The sequence below is a fragment of the Embleya sp. NBC_00888 genome, from assembly GCF_045207655.1.
Lineage (GTDB): Bacteria > Actinomycetota > Actinomycetes > Streptomycetales > Streptomycetaceae > Embleya.
Genome location: NZ_CP108784.1, coordinates 994,794 through 1,019,473 on the forward strand (window position 1 = coordinate 994,794; position 24,680 = coordinate 1,019,473).

At 73.6% G+C, this 24,680-nt stretch carries 2 protein-coding genes; both read right to left on the reverse strand.

What is annotated here, in order from left to right:
- Positions 1 to 48 precede the first annotated feature (48 nt).
- Complete coding sequence (locus OG948_RS03810) at positions 49 to 9,594, reverse strand: type I polyketide synthase (protein WP_406293823.1); 9,546 nt, start codon at positions 9,592 to 9,594, stop codon at positions 49 to 51.
- A 68-nt stretch (positions 9,595 to 9,662) separates the two neighbouring features.
- A complete protein-coding gene (locus tag OG948_RS03815) occupies positions 9,663 to 24,524 on the reverse strand; it encodes an SDR family NAD(P)-dependent oxidoreductase (RefSeq protein WP_406293825.1) in 14,862 nt (4,953 codons plus the stop codon).
- Positions 24,525 to 24,680 lie beyond the last annotated feature (156 nt).

Genomic DNA, 24,680 nt, shown 5'->3' on the forward strand with positions numbered 1-24,680 from the left:
GGCGGTCCTCCGGTACTGCGGTCGCGGTGTTCGTGGAGTCGGGGCGGGTCACGGGGTTCCTCCGGCCGGGGAGCCGCGGCCCAGCCGGGTGTTGATGAACGCCAACATCTCGTCGTCGGAGGCGGCTTCGAGTTCCGCGGCGATGCTCGACGCGCCGGCGGGCGGCGCTCCGCCGGTGGTCGGGCCGGCCGTGTCGTTCCAGTCGGCGAGCAGCGCCCGGAGCCGCCGGGTAATGCCGGCCCGGTCCGTGTCGCCGACCGTGGCCGCGGCCAAATCGGCGGAGAGGCGGTCGAGTTCGGCGTGGATCACGGCGGCGCCCACGGGTTGGTCCGCCAGGAGTTCGGCGACCAGCAGGTCGACCAGGGCGCGCGGGGTCGGGTGGTCGAAGACGAGGGTGGTCGGCAGGTCGAAGCCGGTGCGCCGGTTCAGCCGGTTGCGCAGGTCGACGGCGGTGATGGATTCGAAGCCGAGTTCACTGAAGGCGCGTTCGGCCCGGATCTCCTCGACCGAGTCGTGGCCGAGAGCCGAGGCGGCCTGCGCGCGGACCAGGTCGAGCAGCCGGTGCGAGCGGTCGGCGGGGGATAACTCGGCCAACTCCAAGCGGAGTTCGTCTGCCGTGTCGGCGACGGCGCGGGCCTGCTCCGCGTGTGCGACGAGCGCGGTGCGGGCCTCGGGGACGGTGTCGATCAGTGGGCTGGGCCGCCGGGCGGTGAAGGCGCCGGTGAAGACCGGCCAGTCGATGTCGGCCACGGTCACGCAGGTGTCGTCGTGGTCGAGGGCCCGCTGCAGTGCGGCCAGGGCGACATCGGGGTCGAGCGGGCGCAGGCCGCCGAGGCCCAACCGGCGCAGCGCGCGGGCCGTTTCGGGATCGTCGGCCGCGCCCGCCTCGGCCGTCGGGTCCCAGACCGACCAGGCCACGGACAGGGCGTGCCGGCCCTGTGCGCGGTGTTGCCGGGCGAGGGCGTCGAGGTGTGCGTCGGCGGCGGCGTGGGCGCCGTGTTCGGCGCTGCCCCAGAAGGCGCCGACCGACGAGAAGTACACGACGGTGCGCAGCCGGTCCGGGTCGAGGAGTTCGTGCAGGATGTGCGCGCTGTCCACCTTGTCGGCCAGTGCCTTGGCGATGGTCACGGGGTCGATGTCGCGCAGGGCGGCCAGGTTCGGGGCGCCGGCGGTGTGCAGCAGGTCGGTGATCGGTCGGCCCGCCTCGGTGAGCCCGCGCAGCACGCCGGCCACCTCCCGCCGGTCGCTCATGTCGCACTGGGCGGTGGTGAACCCCGTGCCCGGGGCCAGTACCGCTTGCAGGCGGTCGGCGGCGTCGGGATCGATCCGACCGGCCAGGACGACGTGTTCGGCGCCGCGTTCGGACAACCAACGGGCGAGCCGGATCTCCAGGGGGCCGGTGCCGCCGGTGATCAGCACAGTGCCGAACGGCCACCAATCCCGTACGGCTTCGGTGTCGGCCGGCGGGGCGTGCGCCATCCGGCGGACGAAGACGCCGGCCGGCCGGATGGCGAGTTGGTCCTCGTGGGCCGCGTTGCCCAGTGCCCGGCACACCCGCTCGACGCCGTCCGCGTCCAGGTGCTCCGGCAGGTCGATCAAGCCGCCCCAGCGGTCCGGCAGTTCGAGGGCCGCGACCCGGCCCAGGCCCCAGATCCGGGCCTGTTCCGGGTCCGGGGGCGCCTGTTCGCCGTCGATCTCGACGGCACCTCGGGTGAGGCACCACAGGCGGGTGTCGGCGCCGACGTCGGCGGCGGCCTGGGCCAGGAGCAGCGTGCCGGTGAGGCCGGCCGGGGCCGCCGAGATGGGCGCGCCGGTGGTGCGGCCGAGGAAGGACAGGATCCCGATCGGCCCGGGGCCCTCGGGCAGCACCGTCTCGAGGTTGCGGGCCAGTTCGACGCGGGTGGCGCGGGCGGGTTCGACGGTGAGGGTGGCAACGGTCGCGCCCCGGTCGGCCAGTGCCGCGAGCAGTGCGTCACTCGTGTCGTCCGGGGCCGGCAGGACGGCCACCCACGCGGTGGGCACGGGGAGGCCGGCGGGCAGGTCGTCGGCGGGCCGCCAGACGGCGCGGTAGCGCCAACCGTCCGCCGCGCGCTGCTCGCGGGCGCGGCGGCGCCACGCGCGCAGGGCGGGCAACACCGCGTGCCACGGCTGCTCGTCGGGGGCGTCGACCAGGTCGGCGAGGGCTTGCGGTTCCTCCTCGTCGACCAGGTTCCAGAATCGGGTTTCGACCGGGTCGGCGGCCGGGACGCCGTTCGCACCGGCCGTGCCGTCGGCCGCGTCGAGCCAGTAGCGCCGCCGGTGGAAGGGATAGGTCGGCAGGTCGACGGGCCCGGTGCGCCGACCGGCGAGAGCGGCGCCCCAGTCGGGCACGACGCCGAGGACGGCCGCCTCGCCGACCGAGAGCAGGAACCGTTCGAGGCCGCCCTGGTCCCGGCGCAGGCTGCCGATCGCCGCGACCTCGGCGCCGACGGCCGCCGCCGTTTCCTGGATCACGGTGACCAGGGTGGGGTGCGGACCCATGTCGATGAACGTGTCGTAGCCCTGCGCCGGCAGGCCCCGGACCGTCTGTTCGAACCGCACGGTGTGCCGCAGGTTGGCGTACCAGTAGTCGGGGTTCAGCTCCGCGGTGTCCAACGGCCCGCCCGTCACCGTGGAGTGGAACGGCACCCGGCCGGTCACGGGTTCGATCCCGACCAGGTCGGCGCGGAGCCGATCACGGATCTCCTCGACGTGCGCGGAGTGCGAGGCGTAGTCCACCGGCAGGATCCGCCCGCGTTCGGCCTCCTCGACCAGCGCCCGGATCGCCGCGGGGTCGCCGGATACGACGACCTGACCGGGACTGTTGACCGCCGCGAGGGACAGCCGGCCGCCGGACCGCGCGACGCGCTCGACGGCCTCGGCCTCCGACATGGCGACGGACGCCATCAGGCCCCGGTCGGACAGGTCGCGCAGCGCCCTGCCGCGCAGCGCGACGATCCGCGCGCCGTCCTCGAGGGTCAGCGCGCCGGCGACGCAGGCCGCCGCGATCTCGCCCTGGGAGTGGCCGACGACGGCGGCGGGTCGTACACCGTAGGCGCGCCAGAGTTCGGCGAGGGAGACCATCACCGCCCACAGCGCGGGCTGCACGACGTCCACCCGTTCCAGGCCGGCGCCCTTCGGGTCGCGCAGCACATCGGTGAGCGACCAGTCCACGTACCGGGCCAGCGCCGCCGCACAACGCTCGATGTGCTCGGCGAACAGCGGTGCCTCGTACATCAGTTCGGCGGCCATGCCGGCCCACTGCGAGCCCTGGCCGGGGAAGACGAAGACGACGCGGGCGCGCGCGGGGCCGCTTCCCTCGACGACGCCCGACCGCGCCTCGCCCACCGCGAGGCCGTCCAGCGCGTGCCGGAGGCCGTCCCGGTCCCGGGCCACCACGACCGCGCGGTGGGCAAGCCGGGTGCGGGTGGTGGCCAGCGAGAACGCCAGGTCGGCCGGGGCGAGTTCGGGGTGACGCGCGAGATGGGTGCGGAGCCGGTCGGCGACCGCGCGCAGGTCGTGCTCGGTGCGGGCGGACAACGGGTACGGCAGTGGGACGGCGAGATCGTCGGCTACGGCTCCGTCGCCCTCGAAGTCCTCGCCCGCGGGGTCGTCACCCCCGGGCCGCACCGCGCCGGCCGGCTCGGGCGGCGCCTGCTCCACGATCACATGCGCGTTCGTCCCGCTGATCCCGAACCCGGAGACGCCGGCCCGGCGCGGCCGGTCGCCGTCCGGCCAGGGCACGCTCTCGGTGAGCAGTTCGACCGCGCCGGTCGACCAGTCGACGTGCGGGGACGGCGCGTCGACGTGCAGGGTCTTGGGCAGCAGACCGTGCCGCATCGCCATGACCGTCTTGATCAGGCCCGCCATGCCGGCCGCCGCCGCCGCGTGCCCGAGGTTGGATTTCACCGAGCCGAGCCACAGCGGCCGGTCGGCGGGCCGTTCCCGGCCGTAGGTGGCGAGCAGCGCCCGCGCCTCGATCGGGTCGCCCAGCGTGGTGCCGGTGCCGTGTGCCTCCACCGCGTCCACCTGATCGCACGTCAACTCGGCGTCGGCCAGGGCGAGTCGGATCACCCGCTGCTGCGCCAGGCCGTTCGGCGCGGTCAGCCCGTTGCCGGCGCCGTCCTGGTTGACGGCGCTGCCGCGCACGAGCGCCCACACCCGGTGGCCGCTCCGACGGGCGTCGGAGAGCCGTTCGAGCAGCAGTACGCCCGCGCCCTCGGACCAGCCGGTGCCGTCGGCCGCCGCGGCGAACGACTTGCAACGGCCGTCCCCGGCCAGCCCGCGTTGGCGACTGAATCCGACGAAGCCCGCCGGGACGGCCATCACGGCGACGCCCCCGGCCAGGGCCGTCGCGCATTCGCCGCGCCGCAGGGCCTGGACGGCGAGGTGCAGCGCCACCAGCGAGGACGAGCACGCGGTGTCCACGGTCACCGCCGGGCCCTCCAGCCCGAAGGTGTAGGCCAGTCGTCCGGACAACACACTGCCCGCGCCACCGGTGAGCGCATAGCCCTCCGCGCCCTCCGCGCCTCGCCCGCCGGCCCCGTAGCCGGAGGGCGAGCCGCCGACGAACACCCCGGTGGGGGTGCCCCGGAGCATCGCCGGGTCGAGCCCGGCTCGTTCGAACGCCTCCCACGACGTCTCCAGGAGCAGCCGCTGCTGCGGGTCCATGGCGAGCGCCTCGCGCGGCGAGATCCCGAAGAACCCGGGGTCGAACTCGGCGGCGGTGGGCAGGAAGCCGCCGTGCCGGGTATACGACGTTCCGGGGTGGTCCGGGTCCGGGTGGTAGAGGGCGTCCAGGTCCCAGCCCCGGTCGTTCGGGAACGGTCCGATGGCGTCGTCGCCGGCGGCGACCAGCCGCCACAGGTCCTCGGGCGAGGCGACGCCGCCGGGGAAGCGGCAGGCCATGCCGACGATCGCGATCGGCTCGTCCGACGCCGCCCGCCCGCCGACCGGGACCGGCGGAGCGATCGGCCTCTCCTCTCCCCGCAGTTCGTCGCACAGATGGCCGGCCAGCGCGGCCGACGACGGGTGGTCGAAGAAGGCGGCTACGGCCAGCGGGAAACCGATCAGGGTGCTGAGCCGGTCGCGCAGTTCGACGGTGGTGAGCGAGTCGAAGCCGAGGTCGCGGAAAGCCCGGTCGGCGTCGACCGCCCGCGGCGACGCGTGGCCGAGCACCTGCGCGACCTGGGCGCGGATCGCGTCGAGCGCGAGCGCGGGCCGGTCGGCGGGCGGTGCCGCGACGAGCAGACGGCCGAGTTCGCCGTCCGTCCCGCCCGTGCGCGCGCCGGCGCCCGCCGGGTCGCCGCCGGCCGGCACGAGTTCGCGCAGCAGCGGTCCGGGCCGCAGCGCGGTGAAGGTGGCCGTGAACCGCTGCCGGTCCAGGTCCGCGACGGCCACCACCGGCTCGGGGCCGCCGACCGCGCGGGCGAGCGCGGCCAGGCCCGCGTCCGGGGCGAGCAGGCGCAGGCCGCGACGAGACAGCCGTTCCTGGTCGTCCGCGCCGACCATGCCGCCGCCGGCCCAGGGCCCCCACGCGATCGAGGTCGCGACCAGTCCGCGCGCGTGGCGCTGCTCGGCCAGCGCGTCCAGGGCCGCGTTCGCCGCGGCGTAGGCGGCCTGCCCACCGCTGCCCCACACCCCGGCGACCGAGGAGAACAACACGAAGGCGTGCAACCGGCGCTCGCCCAGCACCGCGTCGAGATTCGCGGCGCCGACCGCCTTGCCCGCGAGGACGTCCGCGCAGCTTCGCGGGTCGGTGTCCAGGACCGCGCGGTCGCCGGCGACGCCCGCGGCGTGCACGACGGCTCCGATCGGGTCGCCATCGGCTTCCAGTTCGGCGACGAGGCGGGCCAGTGCGGCCCGGTCCGCGAGGTCGCAGGACGCGACGGTCGTGCGCGCGCCGAGGTCGGTGAGGTCGGCGACGAGTCGATCCACGCCGGGGGTGTCCGCACCCCGCCTGCTGACCAACACCACGTCGTCCGCGCCGCGTTCCGCGACCCACCGGGCCACCCGGGCACCGAGACCGCCGGTGCCTCCGGTGATCAGGATCCGGCCGGTCGGCCGCCAGTCGGCAAAGCCGCCCGTCGCTCCCGCGGCGGACAGCCGCCGCACCCGCACACCGGCGGAGCGCACGGCGATCTGGTCCTCGGCGCCGTCGGCGATCATCGCGGCGGCCCGGGACCAGGCCGGCTCGTCGGGCGCGTCCGGCAGGTCGATCAGGCCGCCCCACAGCGAGGGGTGCTCCAGCGCGACGGTACGTCCCAGCCCCCAGACCTGGGCTTGTTCGACGTGCCGCAGCGGATCCGACGGGCCGGTGCTCACCGCGCCCTGGGTCAGACTCCACAACCGCACCCGGCCGTCGAGTCCGAGGTCGCACAGTGCCTGGACGAGAGCAAGCGTGCCGGACAGGCCCGAGCTCAGCCCCGGGACGTCGCGGTCGGGCGCCGCGTCCCGCCCCAGAAGCGAGACGACGCCGGTGAGGTCGGGGTACGCCCGCAGCCGTTCGGTCAGCGACACGCGGTTCGCCGCGCCGGGTTCGACGACCAGGAGTTCGACGTGCGCGCCGAGCTCTTCGAGCGCGCGCCCACCCGCCGCGCCGAACGCGGTGCCGTCCGCCTCGGACGAGATCACCAGCCAGGTGCCGGACAGCCCGGCACCGGGCTTTTCGGCGACCGGTCGCCACCGGACCGTGTACCGCCCGCTCGCCCGGGGGTCGACGCCGACGGGTCCGCGCGCGGCGGCATCGGTCCGCACGGCGGCGGGGTGTTCGGCGCCGATCCAGTAGCGCCGCCGCTGAAACGCGAAGGTCGGCAACTCCACGCGCCTACCGCCGCGCTCGGCCAGGACACCGGCCCAGTCGACACGAATTCCCGCGGTGTGCAGGGTGGCCAGCGCGGTGCCCACGACCCGGCTGTCGGGGTGATCCCGGCGCAGGAACGGCACGATGGTCGGTCCGGTCCGCGGATCGGTGTTCTCCCGGGTCATCACGACGCCCACCGCGTCCGGGCCGATCTCCGCGAACGCGGTGGTGCCCTCGGCGGTGAGCGTGTCGATCCCGTCGGCGAAGCGGACCGGTTCGCGTACCTGGCGCACCCAGTAGTCGGGGTCGGTCAGTTCGGCGACGTCGGCGATCCGACCGGTGACATTGGAAACCACCGGGATCTGTGGAGCCGCGTACGAGACGCCCGCGAGCACCGTCCGAAACTCCGCGAGCATCGGTTCCATCCGCGCCGAGTGAAAGGCGTGGCCCACCCGAAGCCGCCTGGTCCGACACCCGCGCTCCGCGAAGAACGCGGCGACCGCCAACACGGCGGCCTCGTCCCCCGAAACCACCACGGAACTCGGCCCGTTGACCGCGGCCACACCGACCCCGCCGCCCCGGCCGACCAGGGCAGCCCGCACCTCGGCCTCACCCGCCCGCACCGCGACCATCGCCCCACCCGCCGGCAACGCCTGCATCAACCGACCCCGCGCAGCCACCACCACCGCCGCATCCGCGAGCGACCACACACCCGCCACACACGCCGCCGCAAGCTCACCGATCGAATGCCCCAACACGAACTCCGGCCGCACACCGAACGACTCCACCAACCGAAACAGCGCCACCTCCACCGCGAACAACCCCGCCTGCGTGAACACCGTCTCGTCCAACAACCCCTCGGTACCCTCCACCCCGAACACCACATCCCGCACCGAAAACCCGACACGCTCGGCAAGCCGCCGATCCAACTCCCCCACCACCGCATCGAAACTCGCCGCGAACACCGGGAACGCCCCGTACAGTTCACGCCCCATCCCGACCCGCTGACTCCCCTGCCCGCTGAAGAGCAAGGCCAGCCGGGCATCCGTGCGGGCCGTCCCCGTCACCGTCGCCGCGCCGGATCCGGGAACGCCGTCGGCCAAGGAGGCAAGTCCGGCGGTGAGTTCCGTGCGGTCCGCGCCGAGGACGGCGGCGCGGACGTCGAGGGCCGAGCGAGTCGCGGCGAGCGAGTAGGCGAGGTCGAGTGGGTCGAGCTCGGGACGCGCCTCGACATGGTCCAGCAGGCGTCGGGCCTGGGCACGCAGTCCCGCTTCGGAGCGGGCGGAGACGAGCCAGGGGATGCGGTCGTGGGCGGGCACGGGTTCGGGCATCGCCGCCGACGTCCCGCCGTGGTCTTCGGTTCCGGGTATCCCTTCGGCCGCTGCGGCCTGTTCGATGACAACGTGCGCGTTGGTCCCGCTGATCCCGAACGAGGACACCGCGGCGCGCCGCGGCCGGCCGGTCTCCGGCCACGCACGCGCCCGGGTCAACAACTCCACCGCACCCGCCGACCAGTCCACATGCGGCGTCGGCGCGTCCACGTGCAGCGTCCTGGGCAACATGCCGTGCCGCATCGCCATGACCATCTTGATCACCCCCGCCACCCCCGCGGCGGCGACCGAGTGGCCCAGGTTGGACTTGAGCGCGCCCAGCCACAGGGGCTGTGCCGGGTCCCGATCGCGCCCGTAGGTGGCCAGGAGCGCCCGCGCCTCGATCGGATCGCCGAGCACGGTGCCGGTGCCGTGCGCCTCCACCGCGTCCACCTGATCCGCCGTCAAGCGGGCGTTCTCCAGCGCCTGCCGGATCACCCGCTGCTGCGCGGGGCCGCTGGGGGCGGTCAGCCCGCTGCTGCCGCCGTCCTGGTTGACCGCGCTGCCGCGCACTACGGCGAGCACCTGGTGACCGTTGCGCCGCGCGTCGGTCAACCGCTCCAGCAGCAACACGCCCACACCCTCGGACCAGCCGGTGCCGTCGGCGGCGGCGGCGAACGCCTTGCAGCGGCCGTCCGGCGCGAGGCCGCGCTGCCGGCTGAACTCGACGAACAGGGACGGGTCCGACAACACCGTCACACCCGCGGCCAGCGCGAAGGAACACTCGTCCTGCCGTAGGGCCTGCGCGGCCAGGTGCAGCGCGACCAGCGAGGACGAACAGGCCGTGTCCACGGTCACCGCCGGGCCCTCGAACCCGTACGTGTAGGAGAGGCGACCGGACAGCACACTGGCGACGTTCCCGGTCAGCACATAGCCCTCGACGGCCTGTGGCACATCGCTCGGATTCTCGATGTAGCGGAGCGCGGAGGCCCCGACGAAGACCCCGGTGGCACTGCCCTTCAGCGCGATCGGGTCGATCCCGGCCCGCTCGAACGCCTCCCACGACGTCTCCAGCAACAACCGCTGCTGCGGGTCCATCGCCAGCGCCTCGCGCGGCGAGATGCCGAAGAACTCCGCGTCGAAGTCGCCCGCGTCGTCCAGGAAGCCGCCCTGGCGGACGTAGCTCGTGCCGCTCGCGTTCGGGTTCGCGTCGTAGAGCCCCTCGACGTCCCACCCCCGGTCGGTCGGGAAGTCGGAGACGACGTCGGCACCGGCCGCGACCAGCCGCCACAGGTCCTCGGGTGAGCGGACCCCGCCGGCATAGCGGCAGGACATCGCCACGACGGCGATCGGCTCCCGGGCGCGCGCCTCGACGGCGGCCAGACGCCGCCTGGTCTGGCGGAGTTCCTCGGCCACGCGCTTGAGGTAGTCGCGGAGTCTCTGCTCGGTGTCGCCGGCGTTCATCGTCCACGCCCTCCAGAGGTCGGGGGTCCGGATCGGTCGGCGGCCGACGCGTACGGCCGGCCGCAGGGTCAGTCGAGCCCCAACTCCTTGTCGAGCAGGGTGAACATCTCCTCGTCGGTGACGGCGTCGAAGCCGCCCGGCCGCTCGCCGCCGGCCGCATCGGTGCCGGCGTCGGTGTCGGTGTCGGTGTCGGGTCGCGCACCGCTCGGCGTCTCCTCGAGCCGCCACAGCAGCGCCCGGAGCCGGCGCACCACCGCGTCCCGCTCGTCGCCCGTGTCCGCGAGCGCGCCGGTGAGCGCCGCTTCGAGGCGGTCGATCTCGCCGAGCAGCGGCGCCGCCGGGGCGGGCTCCCGCACCGGGCCCAGCCCTTCGTCGAGGTATCGGGCGAGTGCCTGCGGGGTCGGGCAGTCGAAGATCACCGTCGTGGGCAGCCGCAGCCCGGTGGCCACGCCGAGCCGATTGCGCAGCTCGACCGCGGTCAGCGAGTCGAAGCCCGACTCCAGGAAGCCGCGTTCGGAGGAGATCGCGTCCATCGAGGCGTGCCCGAGGACCACGGCGCAGTGCCGACGGACGAGGTCGACCAGGATGCGCTCCCGCTCCGCCTCGGAGCGCCCCGCCAGTTGCCCGGTGAGCGCCGGCTCGGCGGCTGCCACGGACGCGGCGGCCCGCCGTTGCGGGGCACGCACCAAGGCGCGCAGAGGCGCGGGCAGGGCCCCGGACTCGGCCGCCTTGCGCAGCGCGCCGAGGTCGAACCGGACGGCGGCCGGGCTCGCCTGGGCCGTGTTCAGTGCCGCGGCGAACAGCCCGAGGCCCTGTTCGGTCGTCATCGCGACGATGCCGGAGCGACGCATGCGGGCCAGGTCCGTTCGGCCGAGTTGCCCGGTCATGCCACTGGCTTCGCCCCACAGTCCCCAGGCCACGGAGGTGCCGGGAAGGCCGGCAGCCTGCCTGCGGGCGGCGAGCGCGTCCAGGAAGGTGTTCGCCGCCGCGTAGTTGGCCTGCCCCGTGCCGCCCAGGACTCCGGCGATCGAGGAGAAGAGCACGAAGGCGGCGAGGTCGTGACCGGCGGTCAGCTCGTGCAGATTGATCGCGCCGTCGACCTTCGACCGCGACACCCGCTGCAATTGCTCGGGCGTCATCGACTCGACCGGTCCGTCGGCCAGGACTCCGGTGGCGTGCACCACCCCGGTCAAAGGCGCCGTGTCCGGGATCCGCGCCAGGACTTCGGCAAGGGCCTCCCGGTCGGCCACGTCACACGCCTCGACCACCACTTGAGCCCCCAGAGCGGAAAGCTCGGCCACCAACTCCGCCACACCCGCCGCGGCCATGCCACGACGACCGACCAACACCACACCGCGCACCCCGTGTTCGACCACCACATGACGCGCGACCAACGCACCCAACGTGCCCGTACCACCGGTGATCAACACCGTCCCGTCCCGATCGAGCGGCACCGGCATCCGCAACACCAACTTGCCCGTATGCCGCGCCCGCGACATCAACCGGAACGCCTCCGGTGCCCGCCGCACATCGAACGACCGCACCGGAACCGGCACCAACACACCCGACCCGAACAACGGCATCAACTCGCCCAGTAGCACCCCGATCCGTTCCGGCCCCGCCTCCAACAGGTCGAACGCCCGATAGGCAACCCCCGGGAACGCGAACTCCACCGCCTCCCTGTCCCGAATATCGGTCTTCCCCATCTCCACGAACCGACCGGCATCGGCCAACAGGCGCAACGACGCGTCCACGAACCGGCCCGCAAGCGAGTTCAACACCACGTCGACACCACGACCACCCGTCGCGGCCCGGAAACGCTCTTCGAAATCCAACGTCCGCGACGAGGCGATGTGCGCGTCGTCCAACCCCATCGACCGCAGCGTGTCCCACTTCCCGCGACTCGCCGTCGCGAACACCTCGGCGCCCAGATGCCGGGCGATCCGCACCGCCGCCATCCCCACCCCACCGGCCCCGGCATGGATCAACACCGACTCACCGGCCCGCAGACCCGCCAACTCGACCAACCCGTAGTACGCCGTCAGGAACACCACCGGCACCGACGCCGCCTGCTCCCACGACCAGCCCTCGGGGATCGCCGTCACCGTGCGCGCGTCCGCCACCGCCGTCGGACCGAACGACGAGAACAACCCGAACACCCGATCCCCGACCGAGAAACCCGACACACCCGAACCGACCCCGGCCACCACCCCCGAACCCTCACCACCCATCGACGCCGCACCCGGATACACACCCAACGCAATCAACACATCACGAAAATTCAGCCCCGCCGCCCGCACCCCGACACGCAACTCCCCCGACCCCAACGGCTCCGACACCTCCGACACCTCAACCAACGCCAGATCCGCCGACGTCCCGCCCGCCACGGCGTCCAGTCGCCACGGACCCGACGGTGGTACCAACGTCCCGTCCCGACCGGCTCGGACGAGCCTCGGCGCGAGTACGGTGCCCGCCCGCACGGCGACCTGGGTCTCGCCCGCGGCAAGGGCGATGCGAGCCGTCTCGACGGGGTCCGCCGCCTCGGCGGCGTCCGGGTCGAGGTCGATCAGCAGGAACCGGTCCGGGTGCTCGTTCTGCGCCGACCGCAGCAGCCCCCAAACGGGAGCGTGCCCGAGGTCGGACACCGCGTCACCGGGGACCGCCGCCACCGCCCCGCGCGTGACCACCACAAGGCGTGAGGTGGCGGATTCGGCGGTCGCCGTCTTCTTCAGCCACTCCTGCACCGCCGTGAGCAGACGTACGGCCGCGAGTTCGGCAACCGACACCACGTCCCCGACCACGACCGCCGGAACCGGGGTGCAATGGTGGACGGTCAAGTCCGGGCCCGGAACCGGGTCGTCGATGTCCGGAGCGGGTCGGTCGACGGGGGTCCAGAGCACCGAGTACAGGGAATCCGCCGCCGAGGAGGCGGCGCCCAGCCGGGTCGGATCGACGGGGCGCAGTTCGAGCGCGTCGGCGGAGAGCACCGGCCGGCCGGTGCCGTCTGCGGCCTGCACCGCGATCCGGTCGGGGTCACCGTCGACCGGCACCAGGCAGATCCGCAGGGTCGACGCCCCGACCGCGTGCAACGTGATGCCGTTCCACGCGAAGGGAAGCCGCATCGTGTGCTTTCGGCCCGCCTCGATCCCGTCCGCGACGAGGCCGTGCAGAGCGGCATCGAGCAGAGCGGGGTGGACTCCGAACCGGCTCGCCTCACCGCTGAGTTCGCCGGGCAATCGCACGTCGGCGAACAGTCTGCCGTCCAGGCCCCGGTACAGCGCGCGCAGACCTCGGAACGCGGGCCCGTAGCCGTAACCGGCGTCGGCGGCGCGAGCGTAGAAGCCGTCGAGGTCGATCGGCCGCGCGCCGGTCGGAGGCCAGACGGCGAAGTCGAACACCGCTTCGGCGGCGGCCTCGACCAGGACACCGGTGGCGTGGCAGGTCCATTCGCCGTCCTCGCCCGCCGCCTCGTCCCGGGAGTACACCGAGACGGTCCGGCGCCCGTCGGCGGCCGGTGGCTCCACGTGCACCTGGAGGGCACGCGCGCCGTGCGCGGGCAGCACGAGCGGTGTCTGCAAGGTCAGTTCGTCGACCCGCCCGCAGCCCACCCGATCGCCCGCCTGTACGGCCAACTCCGCAAACGCGGTTCCGGCCAGCAACACCGTCCCCGCGACGACGTGGTCACCCAGCCACGGTTGGGCCCGGAGCGAGATCCGGCCGGTCAGCACGACCGCGTCGGCTCCGGCCAGGCGCACGGTCGCCGCAAGCAACGGGTGATCCTCCGCGACCAGTCCGAGGCCGGCGGCGTCGGCGGGTGCGCTCGCGGTGCGGTCGAGCCAGTACAGCCGGCGCCGAAAGGCATAGGTGGGCAGATCGAGCTGCCGGTGCTCGGCCCGCGGGAGCACCGCCGACCAGTCGACCGGGCAGCCGCGTACGTGGACGAACGCGAGTGCGGAAAGCAGTGCCTCGAGTTCCGGCCGATCCCGGCGCAGCGCGGAGCCTGCCGCGATGTCGGAGACGACGTCGGGGGCGCGTTCCTCGGTGCCGGTCGGCGCGGCGAGACAATCGTGGACCAGCGCGGTCAACACTCCGTCCGGCCCCAGCTCCAGGAAGGTCCCGACGCCCGTCGCGCGCAGGTGTGCCACGGCATCCGCGAAACGCACGGCTCCGCGAACCTGCCGTACCCAGTAGTCCGGATCGTTCGATTCCTCGGCGCTCAAGAGCCGTCCGGTCAGGGTGGAGACGATCGCGAGTGTGGGTCGGGCGAAGGTCACCCCCTCCAGGACGCTCCGGAATTCGGCCGCCATCGCGTCCATCCGCGGGGAGTGGGAGGCGCGACTCACCTTCAGCCGCTTGGTCTTGCGGCCCCGCGCCGCGAACTCGGCCGCCAGCCGCAGCACCGGTTCCTCGTCACCGGAGAGCACCACCGAACTCGGCCCGTTCAAAGCGGCGATGCCCGCCGTGTTCCCGACGCCCGCCGCCTCCAGCGCCGCCGTCACCTCGGCTTCGCCGGCCTGCACCGCGACCATCGCCCCACCCGCCGGCAACGCCTGCATCAACCGGCCCCGCGCCGCGACGACCGACGCCGCGTCCGCGAGAGACCACACACCCGCCACATGCGCGGCGGCCAACTCCCCGATCGAATGCCCCAGCACGAAGTCCGGTCGCACACCGAAGGATTCGACCAACCGGAACAGCGCCACCTCGACCGCGAACAGCGCCGCCTGGGTGAACACCGTCTCGTCCAACAGTTGCTCGGTACCCTCCGCCCCGAGCACCACATCTCGCACCGAGAACCCCACGCACCCCGCCGGCCGACGATCCAACTCCGCCACCGCGGCATCGAAGGCGTTCGCGAACACCGGGAAGGCGCCGTACAGTTCACGCCCCATCCCGACCCGCTGACTCCCCTGCCCGGTGAACAGGAAGGCGAGGTCTCCCGTTCCGAGGACCGAGCCGCGAACCACGCCCGCCGCGGATTCGCCCGCGGCCAGCGCGTCCAGCCCGCTCGACAACGCGGCCCGCGAGGAACCGACCACGACGGCGCGCTCGTCCAGGGCCGCACGCGATCCGGCGAGCGCCGAGGCGAGCGCGGCGAGGTCGAGTTCGGGGTCGTCCCGCAGGTAGGCGGCCAGCGCGGCCGCCTGGGCGCGCAGCGCGTCATCGGACTTCGCCGAAACCGGCCAGGCCAGGACCCGTTCGGCGCCCGTCACTTCCGCGACGTCCTCGGCCGGCACGGGTTCGGGACCCTGTTCCAGGACCACGTGCGCGTTGGTGCCGCTCGCGCCGAACGAGGAGACGCCGGCTCGGCGGGGGCGACCGGTCTCGGGCCACGCGCGTGCCTCGGTGAGCGGTTCGACCGCGCCCACCGACCAGTCGACATGCGGGGACGGCACATCGCAGTGCAGGGTCTGCGGCAACACGCCCGCGCGCATCGCCATCACCATCTTGATCACACCGCCCACACCGGCGGCGGCCTGCGCGTGGCCGATGTTCGACTTCAGCGATCCCAGGTAGAGCGGCCTGCGCGCGTCGCGGTCCCGGCCGTAGGTCGCGATGAGTGCCTGCGCCTCGATCGGGTCGCCCAGCGGCGTGCCCGAGCCGTGCGCCTCGACCGCGTCCACGTCGGCGGTCGACAGACCGGCGTTCGCCAACGCCTGCCTGATCACCCGCTGCTGCGCCGGACCGTTCGGCGCCGTCAGGCCGTTGCTCGCGCCGTCCTGATTGACCGCCGTACCCCGCACCGTCGCCAGCACCCGGTGCCCATGCCGCCGCGCGTCGGACAACCGCTCCACGAGCAGCACACCGACACCCTCCGCCCAACCGGCACCATCGGCGGCAGCCGAGAACGCCTTGCACCGACCGTCCGGCGCCACGCCCCGCTGCCGGCTGAACTCGACGAAGACCTCCGGGGTCGCCATCACCGTCACCCCACCGGCGAGCGCCATCGAGCACTCGCCGCCGCGCAACGCCCGAACCGCCAGATGCAGCGCCACCAACGACGACGAACACGCCGTGTCCACGGTCACCGCGGGACCCTCGAAGCCGAAGGTGTACGCGACCCGGCCCGACGCGACGCTGCCGGCATTGCCGATCAGCAGGTAGCCGTCCACGCCCTCGGGCACCTTCTGCATGCCCGACGCGTAGTCGTGGTACATCACTCCGACGAAGACACCGGTCCGGCTGCCGCGCAGCGTGGCCGGGTCGATCCCGGCCCGTTCCAGCACCTGCCACGAGGTCTCCAGCAGGAGCCGCTGCTGCGGGTCCATCGCCAGCGCCTCGCGCGGCGAAACGTCGAAGAACGCCGCATCGAACTGCCCGGCGTCGTGCAGGAACCCGCCCTCGCGGGCATAGCTCTTCCCGGAGGCCGCCGGGTCGGGGTCGTACAGACCGTCCAGGTCCCAACCGCGGTTCGACGGGAACGGCGAGACGGCGTCCCCGCCTTCGGCGACCAGGTGCCACAAATCCTCGGGTGACCGCACTCCGCCGGGATAGCGGCACGCCATCCCGACGATGGCGATCGGTTCGTCGTCCACCACCGGGTCGGCCACGGCGGCGGGCGGCGCCTCCCGGGCACCGAAGAGTTCCTGTCGGAGCCTGCGCAGCAGCGCGGTCGGCGTCGGGTGGTCGAAGACGAGGCCGGCCGGCAGACGCAGACCGGTCGCGGCATCGAGCCGGTTGCGCAGTTCGAGGCCGGTGAGCGAGTCGAAGCCGAGGGACTTGAAGGTGGCGGTGATGTCGACGTCGACACCTTGGGGCAGGCCGAGTACGGCCGCCACCTGTTCGTGGACCACGGCCGACAGGGCGCGTTCCCGCTCGTCCGCCGGCAGCGCGGTGAGTCGTCGGGCCGACGGGGACCGCGACGGCAGGGCAGCGGCGCCGGCGGTGGGGCGTGCCGGCGCGGGAACGAGACCGCGCCACATTCCCATCGGCACGCCGCTCCCGGCACGGGCGCGCAGCACGGGCAGGTCCAACGCGGCGGGGATCAACAGGGCCTCGGTCGTGCCGAGTGCGGCGTCGAAGAGGCGCAGGCCCTGCTCGGTGGCGAGCGCTCCGACGCCCAGCCGGCCCATCCGCCGCCGATCGGCGCCGCTCATCGCGCCGGTCATCCCGCCGGCCTCGGCCCACAGCCCCCAGGCCAGCGAGGTGGCCGGCAGCCCGTCCGCGCGACGGGCGTGCGCGAGCGCGTCGAGATAGGTGTTCGCCGCCGCGTAGTTCGCCTGCCCCGGACCGCCCAGGATCCCGGACACGGAGGAGAAGAGCACGAACGCGGCGAGGTCGAGATCCCGCGTCGACTCGTGCAGGTTGACCGCACCGTCGATCTTGGCGCGCAGCACACCGCGCAACCGGTCCTCGGTCAACGCCTCGACCAGACCGTCGTCCAGGACTCCGGCCGCGTGCACCACACCCGTCAGTGGGGTCCGCACGCGGTCCAATACCCCGCTCAACGTCTCCCGATCGGCCGCATCGCCCGCCTCGACCGTCACCGACGCGCCCAGGTCCGTCAGCTCCGCCATCAACTCCGTTACTCCAGGTGCCTGTTCGCCTCGGCGGCTCAACAACACCAGGCTTCGCACCCCGTGCCGCGTAACGAGCCGACGGGCCACCAGCCCGCCCAACAGCCCGGTGCCACCGGTGATCAGGACCGTTCCGTCACCGAGACGCGCCGCAGCGCCGGTGGACGCTCCGGTGGCAGCGGCGGAGCCGACGGCGTGCCGAACCAGTCGCGGCACCAACACCGTGCCGCCGCGTATCGCCATCTCGCGCTCGCCGCAGGCCAGTACGCCCGGCAGGGCAGCCGTCCACCGCGCGTCGTCGACGTCCACCACCACAAAGCGATCCGGGTGCTCGGTCGCCGCCGACCGCACCAGACCCCACACCGCCGACGACGCGAGGCCCGGCAGCGAGGACATCTCCGAGTGGGCCGACACACCCACCGCACCGCGGGTCACCACGACCAACCGCGACCCGGCGAACCGCTCGTCCCCCAGCCACGCTCGCGCCACCGACAACACCCGCACCGCCACCCGGTGGGCCGCGGCGGCGTGGTCGTCGTGCGGCCCGGAGTCGGCGACGCAGGGAAACACGACCGCGTCGGGCACGCCGCCCGTGGCCGCCGCGTCCAGATCCGGGGCGTCGGCGTCGAGCACCCGAATCCCACCGGCGAAGGCGTCGTCGACCCCTGCGGCCGGAACCCAGTCGACGCGGTACAGATCGTTCTGCACGACCGCGCGCGCCGCCGCGAGCGCCTCGGCGGTGATCGGGCGCAGGGTCAGCGCCTCGATCGCGGCCACCGGGCTGCCCGTCGTGTCGGCCAGCAGCACGCGCACGGTGTGCGATCCGACGGGAGACAGCCGTACCCGCACGTGGGACGCGGCGCTCGCGAAGAGCGTCAGCCCCTTGAAGACGAACGGCAACCTCACCCGCTCCGTCCCGCCCGTGCCCGCGTCGCCGCCCCGGGAGAGCGCGGCGTGCAACGCGGCGTCGAGCAGCGCCGGATGCAGTCCGAAGCGGCCCGCACCGTCCGCCATGCCCTCGGGCAGCGCCGCCTCGGCGTAGATGTCGTCACCGGCCCGCCAGGCGGCGCGCAGGCCCTGGAACGCGGGCCCGTACGCATAGCCGCAGGGCACCAGGTCGGCGTAGAAGCTTGCGAGTTCCACCGGCTGCGCACCGGTCGGAGGCCATCTCCCCGTGGCGAAGGACACGTCCGGCGCCGGTCCGGCTTCGGACAGGGTCCCCACGGCGTGCCGGGTCCAGTCCGACTGCGCCGAATCGTCCGCGTTTCGGGCGAACACGGCGATCGGCCGGGACCCGTCGCTCTCGGCCGCGCCGACGTCGACCTGTAGCTGAAGCGAGCCATGCTCGGGAATCACCAGCGGTGTTTCCAGAGCCAGTTCGGCGATCCGGCCGCAACCGACCTCGTCTCCGGCCCGAATCGCCAGTTCCACGAAGGCCGTTCCCGGCAACAGCACCGTCCCGGCAACCGCGTGGTCCCGGAGCCAGGTGTGCGAGGACAACGCCGGCCGTCCCGTCAACAGGACTCCTTGCCCGCCGCCGAGTCGCAGCACCGCGCCGAGCAGCGGATGCCGCGCCGCGACCTGGCCGAGGCCGCGCGCATCACCGCCGGACACCGAACGTGCCGGCCAGTACCGCCGGCGCCGGAAGGCGTACGTCGGCAGTTCCACGGCCACGGCGTCGCGCCGTCGAGCACGGTCCCCCATCAGTGGGGACCAGTCGACGGTGAGACCGTTGACGTGTGCCTCGGCGAGAGCCGTGCCGAAGCGCTCCGGGCCGCCCTCGCCCCGCCGCAACGTGCCCACCACCACCGCTTTGGTCTCGGCGGCTTCGACCGTGCTCTCGATCGGCGTCGTCAGCACCGGGTGGGCGCTCACCTCGACGAAGGCGTCGAACCCCCGGGACAGCAGGAGTCGAACCGTCTCCTCGAAGCGCACCGTGCGACGCAGGTTGCCGTACCAGTAGTTCGCGTCCAACGCGGTGGTCTCCACCCGCTCCGCCGTGACCGTCGAATAGAACGGCACCGAGGACGCCACCGGTTCGATGTCGGCCAGTTCGGTCAGCAGCCGCTCGCGGATCGACTCCACCTGCACGGAATGCGACGCGTAGTCCACCGGCACCCGACGCGCCCACACAGCACGCGTCTCGCACTCCGCGAGCAGCTCGTCCAACGCGACCGGATCACCGGACACGGTCACCGACGCCGGCCCGTTCACCGCAGCCACCGACACCCGATCCCCGAACGGGACCAGCAACTCCCGTACACCGGCCGCGGGCAACGACAACGACACCATGCCGCCGGAACCCGCCAGAGCCCCGAGCGCCCGGCTCCGCAGCGCCACGACCTTCGCGCCATCCGCCAACGACAGCGCCCCGGCCACACACGCGGCGGCGATCTCCCCCTGCGAATGCCCCACCACCGCAGCCGGCTCCACCCCGAACGACCGCCACAACCCGGCCAGCGAAACCATCACCGCCCACAACACCGGCTGCACCACATCGACCCGCCCGAGCCACTCCCCCGACTCCGACCGCAGGACCGACGTCAACGACCAATCCGCACAGGGCGCGAGCGCCGCTTCACACTCCGCGATCCGCTCGGCGAACACGGGGAAGCGGTCCAGCAGTTCGCACCCCATCCGGACCCACTGCGCCCCCTGCCCCGGGAAGACGAGCACCGTTCGCCCCGAGGACCGCGCCCGACCCGAGACGATGCCCGGCCCGGACTCCCCCGCGCCCAACGCCGCCAGCCCGGCGGCCAATTCGGTCCGATCCGAGGCCAGTACGACGCCCCGGCGCGGCAGCAACGACCGCGACCCGATCAGCGCCGACGCCAGGTCGGACAACGCGTGCTCGGGCTCGTCCCGGACGAATCGCGCCAGCCGGGCCGCCTGCGCGCGCAGGCCGTGCTCGCCCTTCCCGGAGACGACGAACGGCAACAACCCGCCCGACGCGCCCTGCCCCGGCTCAGGGGTCGACTCCGTAACCGAGTCCGGCTCCGGTGCCGGCGCCAACTCCACGACCGGTCGCCGGGACTCGTCCGCCGCCTGCTCGATGATCACGTGCGCGTTCGTACCGCTGATCCCGAACGACGAGACCGCCGCCCGTCGCGGACGGCCGACCTCGGGCCATTCCCGCGCCCGGGTCAGCAACTCCACCGCGCCCGCCGACCAATCGATGTGCGGGGACGGTTCGTCGGCATGCAGGGTTCGCGGCAGCACCCCCGCGCGCAGCGCCATCACCATCTTGATCACACCCGCGACGCCCGCCGCGGCCTGCGCGTGACCGATGTTCGACTTCAACGACCCCAGATAGAGCGGACGTTCGCCGCCGCGCTCCTGACCGTACGTGGCGATGAGAGCCTGCGCCTCGATCGGGTCGCCCAGCGTCGTACCCGTGCCGTGCGCCTCGACCGCGTCCACGTCCGCGGCCGACAGTCCCGCACTCGCCAACGCCTGCCGGACGACCCGCTGCTGCGACGGACCACTGGGCGCCGTCAGGCCGTTGCTCGCGCCGTCCTGATTGACCGCCGTACCCCGCACCGTCGCCAACACCCGATGTCCATGGCGCCGCGCGTCGGAAAGCCGCTCCACAAGGAGCACACCGACGCCCTCCGACCAACCCGTACCATCGGCTGCCGCCGAGAACGCCTTGCACCGACCATCCCGCGACAAACCGCGCTGCCGACTGAACTCGACGAACATGCCGGGCGTCGACATCACCGTCACCCCGGCCGCCAGCGCCATCGAGCACTCGCCGACGTGCAGCGCCCGCACCGCGAGATGCAGGCCGACCAGGGACGACGAACACGCGGTGTCCACGGTGACCGCCGGCCCCTCGAAGCCGTACATATAGGCCAGCCGTCCGGAGACGACGCTGCCCGCGTTGCCCGTGAGCAGGTAGCCCTCGGAGCCGTCGGCGGCCTCGTCGAGCCGGGCGCCGTAGTCCTGGTTCATCGCCCCGACGAAGACACCGGTCCGACTGCCGCGTAGCTCGGCCGGGTCGATCCCGGCCCGTTCGAATACCTCCCACGACGTCTCCAGCAGGAGCCGCTGTTGCGGATCCATCGCCAGCGCCTCGCGCGGCGAGATCCCGAAGAACTCCGCGTCGAAGTCGGCGGCGCCACGCAGGAATCCTCCGTGCCGAACGTAACTGGTCCCCGCCTTGCCCGAGTCGGAGGCCGAGCCGGGGTCCGAGCCCGGGTCCGGGTCGTACAGCGCCGCCAGATCCCAACCCCGGTCGTCGGGAAACGGTGTGACGGCGTCCCCACCCGCGGCCACGAGTCGCCACAGGTCCTCGGGCGACTCCACCCCGCCGGGGTAGCGGCACGCCATGCCGACGATGGCGATCGGGTCCGTGTCGGTCGGCTGCTCCGGCCCCGTGTCGAACTCGGCTGCGACCGTCCCCTCGCTCGCGGCATCGAAGAGGTCGAGGAGCAGGGCGCCCAGATGCCGCGCGACGCCGACCGGCGTCGGGTGGTCGTACGCGAGCGTCGTCGGCAGCCGCAGTCCGGTGTCGGTGTTGACCCGGTTGCGGAACTCGACGGCGCCCGGCGAGTCCAGGCCCAGGGTCCTGAACGTCAGCTCGCCGTCGGCCGGACCCAGCGCGGAGCGGCCGAGGACCGTCGCGGCATGCGCGAACACCAGCTCGTGGAGCGCCTGTTCCCGCTCCTTTCGGGACAGCCCGGCCATTCGGCCGGCGATCGGGGGCCGCTCCCGTCCGGCCCCGGCGGACGCCTCGGCCGTGCCGCCGAGCCAATGGCGTTCGCGCTGGAACGCGTATGTGGGCAGGTCCACCCGGCGCACCCCGGCACCCAGGATCGGGCCCCAGTCGACCGCGATCCCGCAGGCGCACGCCTCGGCCAGTGCCGTGCGGAAGCGCTCGGAACCGCCCCGGTCGCGGCGCAGTGTGCCGAACACGGCGGCGCGCGAACCGGTGTCCTCGATCGTCTCCAGGACGGCCGCGGTGAGCACCGGGTGGGCGCTGCACTCGATGAAGACGTCGTGCCCCTGGTCGAGGAGGGTCCGGACGGCCTTGTCGAAGCGGACGGGTTGCCGCAGGTTGGTGTACCAGTACTCGGCGTCGAGGGTGGTGGTGTCCAGCGGTTCGCCGGTCACCGACGAGCAGAAGGGGATGCGGGACGGCCGCGGCTCGATGCCGGCCAGATCCCGAAGCAGCGATTCGCGAATCCCGGTGACCCGGCTGGAGTGCGAGGCGTAGTCGATCGGGACCCGCCGCGCCCGGATGCCTTGGGCCGCGCAGCCGGCGAGGAGTTCGTCGAGTGCGCCCGGGTCGCCCGAAACGACGACGGATGCCGGGCTGTTGACCGCGGCGACCGACAGCCGGTTCCCGAACGGCGCGATCAGCGTGGTGATCCGCTCGGCCGAGACGCCGACCGAGACCATGCCGCCGCGATCGGGCAGGCCGAGGAGGGCCCGACCGCGCAGCGCGACGACCTTCGCGCCGTCCGCCAAGGTGAGCGCACCGGCGACGCACGCGGCGGCGATCTCGCCCTGGGAGTGGCCGACCACGGCGGCGGGCCGTACACCGACGGAGGCCCACAGTTCGGCGAGCGAGACCATGACCGCCCAGAGCACGGGTTGTACGACGTCGACCCGCTCCAGCCATTCCTCGGACGTCGACCGCAGGATCGACGGCAACGACCAGTCGACGTACGGCGCGAGCGCCACGTCGCAGTCGGCGATCCGCCCGGCGAATACCGGTTCGGAGTCCAGGAGTTCGGCAGCCATGCCGAGCCATTGCGAACCCTGGCCGGGGAAGACCGACACCGGCCGGCCGGCGGAGCGGACCGGCCCGGTCACCACGCGCGGTGCGGGTTCCCCGGCGGCCAGCGCGCTCAGGCCCTCGATCGCGCCGGCCCGGTCGCCGGCGACCACGACGCCGCGATGGTCGAGCAACGCCCGTGTCGACAGGAGCGAGTGGGCGAGGTCGGGCAGGCCGAGTCCCGGCCGTTCCGCGATGAAACGTGCGAGTCGGGCGGCCTGGGCCCGCAGCGCCGGATCGGTGTGGCCGGAGACGACCAGGGGCAGCACGCCCGCGACGGTCCGGGCGGTCGCGCCGGCCGCGACCCGAGTGTCGGCCACGGCCTGCGCCTCGCCCGCCGCCTCGGAGAGCACGATGTGGCAGTTCGTTCCGCCCATGCCGAACGAGCTCACCCCGGCGATCCGCGGTCCCTCGCCCGCCGGCCACGCGGTCGACGCGGTCGGCACCGTCAGGCGCAGTTCGGCCAGCGGGATGTCGGGGTTGGGCTCCTCGTGGTTCAACCCGGCCGGGATCTCGCCGTGCGCGACCACCAGGGCCGCCTTCACCAGGCCGATCACGCCGGCGGCGGCCTCCAGGTGGCCGACGTTGGTCTTCACCGATCCCACCGGCAGCGGCCGGTCGGCGGCCCGGACGGCGCCGAGGACGGCGCCCAGCGCGGCGGCCTCGATCGGGTCCCCGAGCCTGGTGCCCGTGCCGTGCAGCTCGACGTAGCCGACCGTGGCCGGGTCCACGTCCGCGTGCCGGTACGCCCGGCGCAGCACGTCCTGTTGCGCGCTCGCGCTCGGTGCGGTCAGCGTCTCGCCGCCGCCGTCGTTGTTGACCGCGCCGCCGCGCAGCACGCAGTGGATGCGGTCGCCGTCCGCGAGAGCGCGGCGCAGCGGCTTGAGCAGCACCACCGCGCCGCCTTCGCCGCGGACGTAGCCGTTGGCCCTGGCGTCGAAGGTGTAGCAGCGTCCGTCCGGTGACAGCGCGCCGAAGCGCTCCATGCGTTCGGTGGAGCGCGGGGTCAGGATCAGGTTCACCCCGCCCGCCAGCGCGGTCTCGGATTCGCCGGAACGCAGGCTCTCGCAGGCCATCTGCACGGCGACCAGGGAGGAGGACTGGCCGGTGTCCACGGTCAGGCTGGGACCGCGCGCGCCGAGGAAGTAGGAGACCCGGTTGGCGATGATGCCGCGGTGCACGCCGGTGGTGCTGTGCGCGGTCACCGCGTCCGGGCCGTTGTCCTGGAGCAGCAGCGAATAGTCGTCGGAGAAGGCGCCGACGAACACGCCGGTGCGGGTGCCCGCCAGGGTGGCGGGCACGGTGCCCGCGTCCTCCAGCGCCTCCCAGCTCAGCTCGAGCATCAGGCGCTGGTGCGGGTCCATCGCGGCGGCCTCACGGCCGGAGATGCCGAAGAAGGACGGGTCGAAGGTGTCGACCGAGGCGAGGAAGGATCCCAGGCCCGACAGGCCGCCGATGCCCGCGCGGTCCGCGGCGGGGGGTGCCACGGTGTCGGCGCCGGCGCACAGGAGCCGCCACAGGTCCGCCGGCCCGGTCACTCCCGGCAGCCGGCACGAGATGCCGACGACCGCGATCGGCTCGCGGCGGCTCGGACCGGAATCCGGGACGGCGGACGTGTCGTGCGAATTCACGGACTCATCGCCCGGGTTCGCGGACGTATCGCCCGGGTTCGCGGACGTATCGGTGCCGGGGCGATCCCCACGTGCCATGTCACGCCCTTCCGTTCTGGACCGATCGCACCGTCGTGACGGCGCACCGGCGTGCCGGTCCGGGCCCGAACGCGCGGG

Coding starts and splice junctions, on each gene's coding strand:
- OG948_RS03810 (WP_406293823.1), bottom strand. CDS start 9,594: ATGAACGCCGGCGACACCGAGCAGAGACTCCGCGACTACCTCAAGCGC.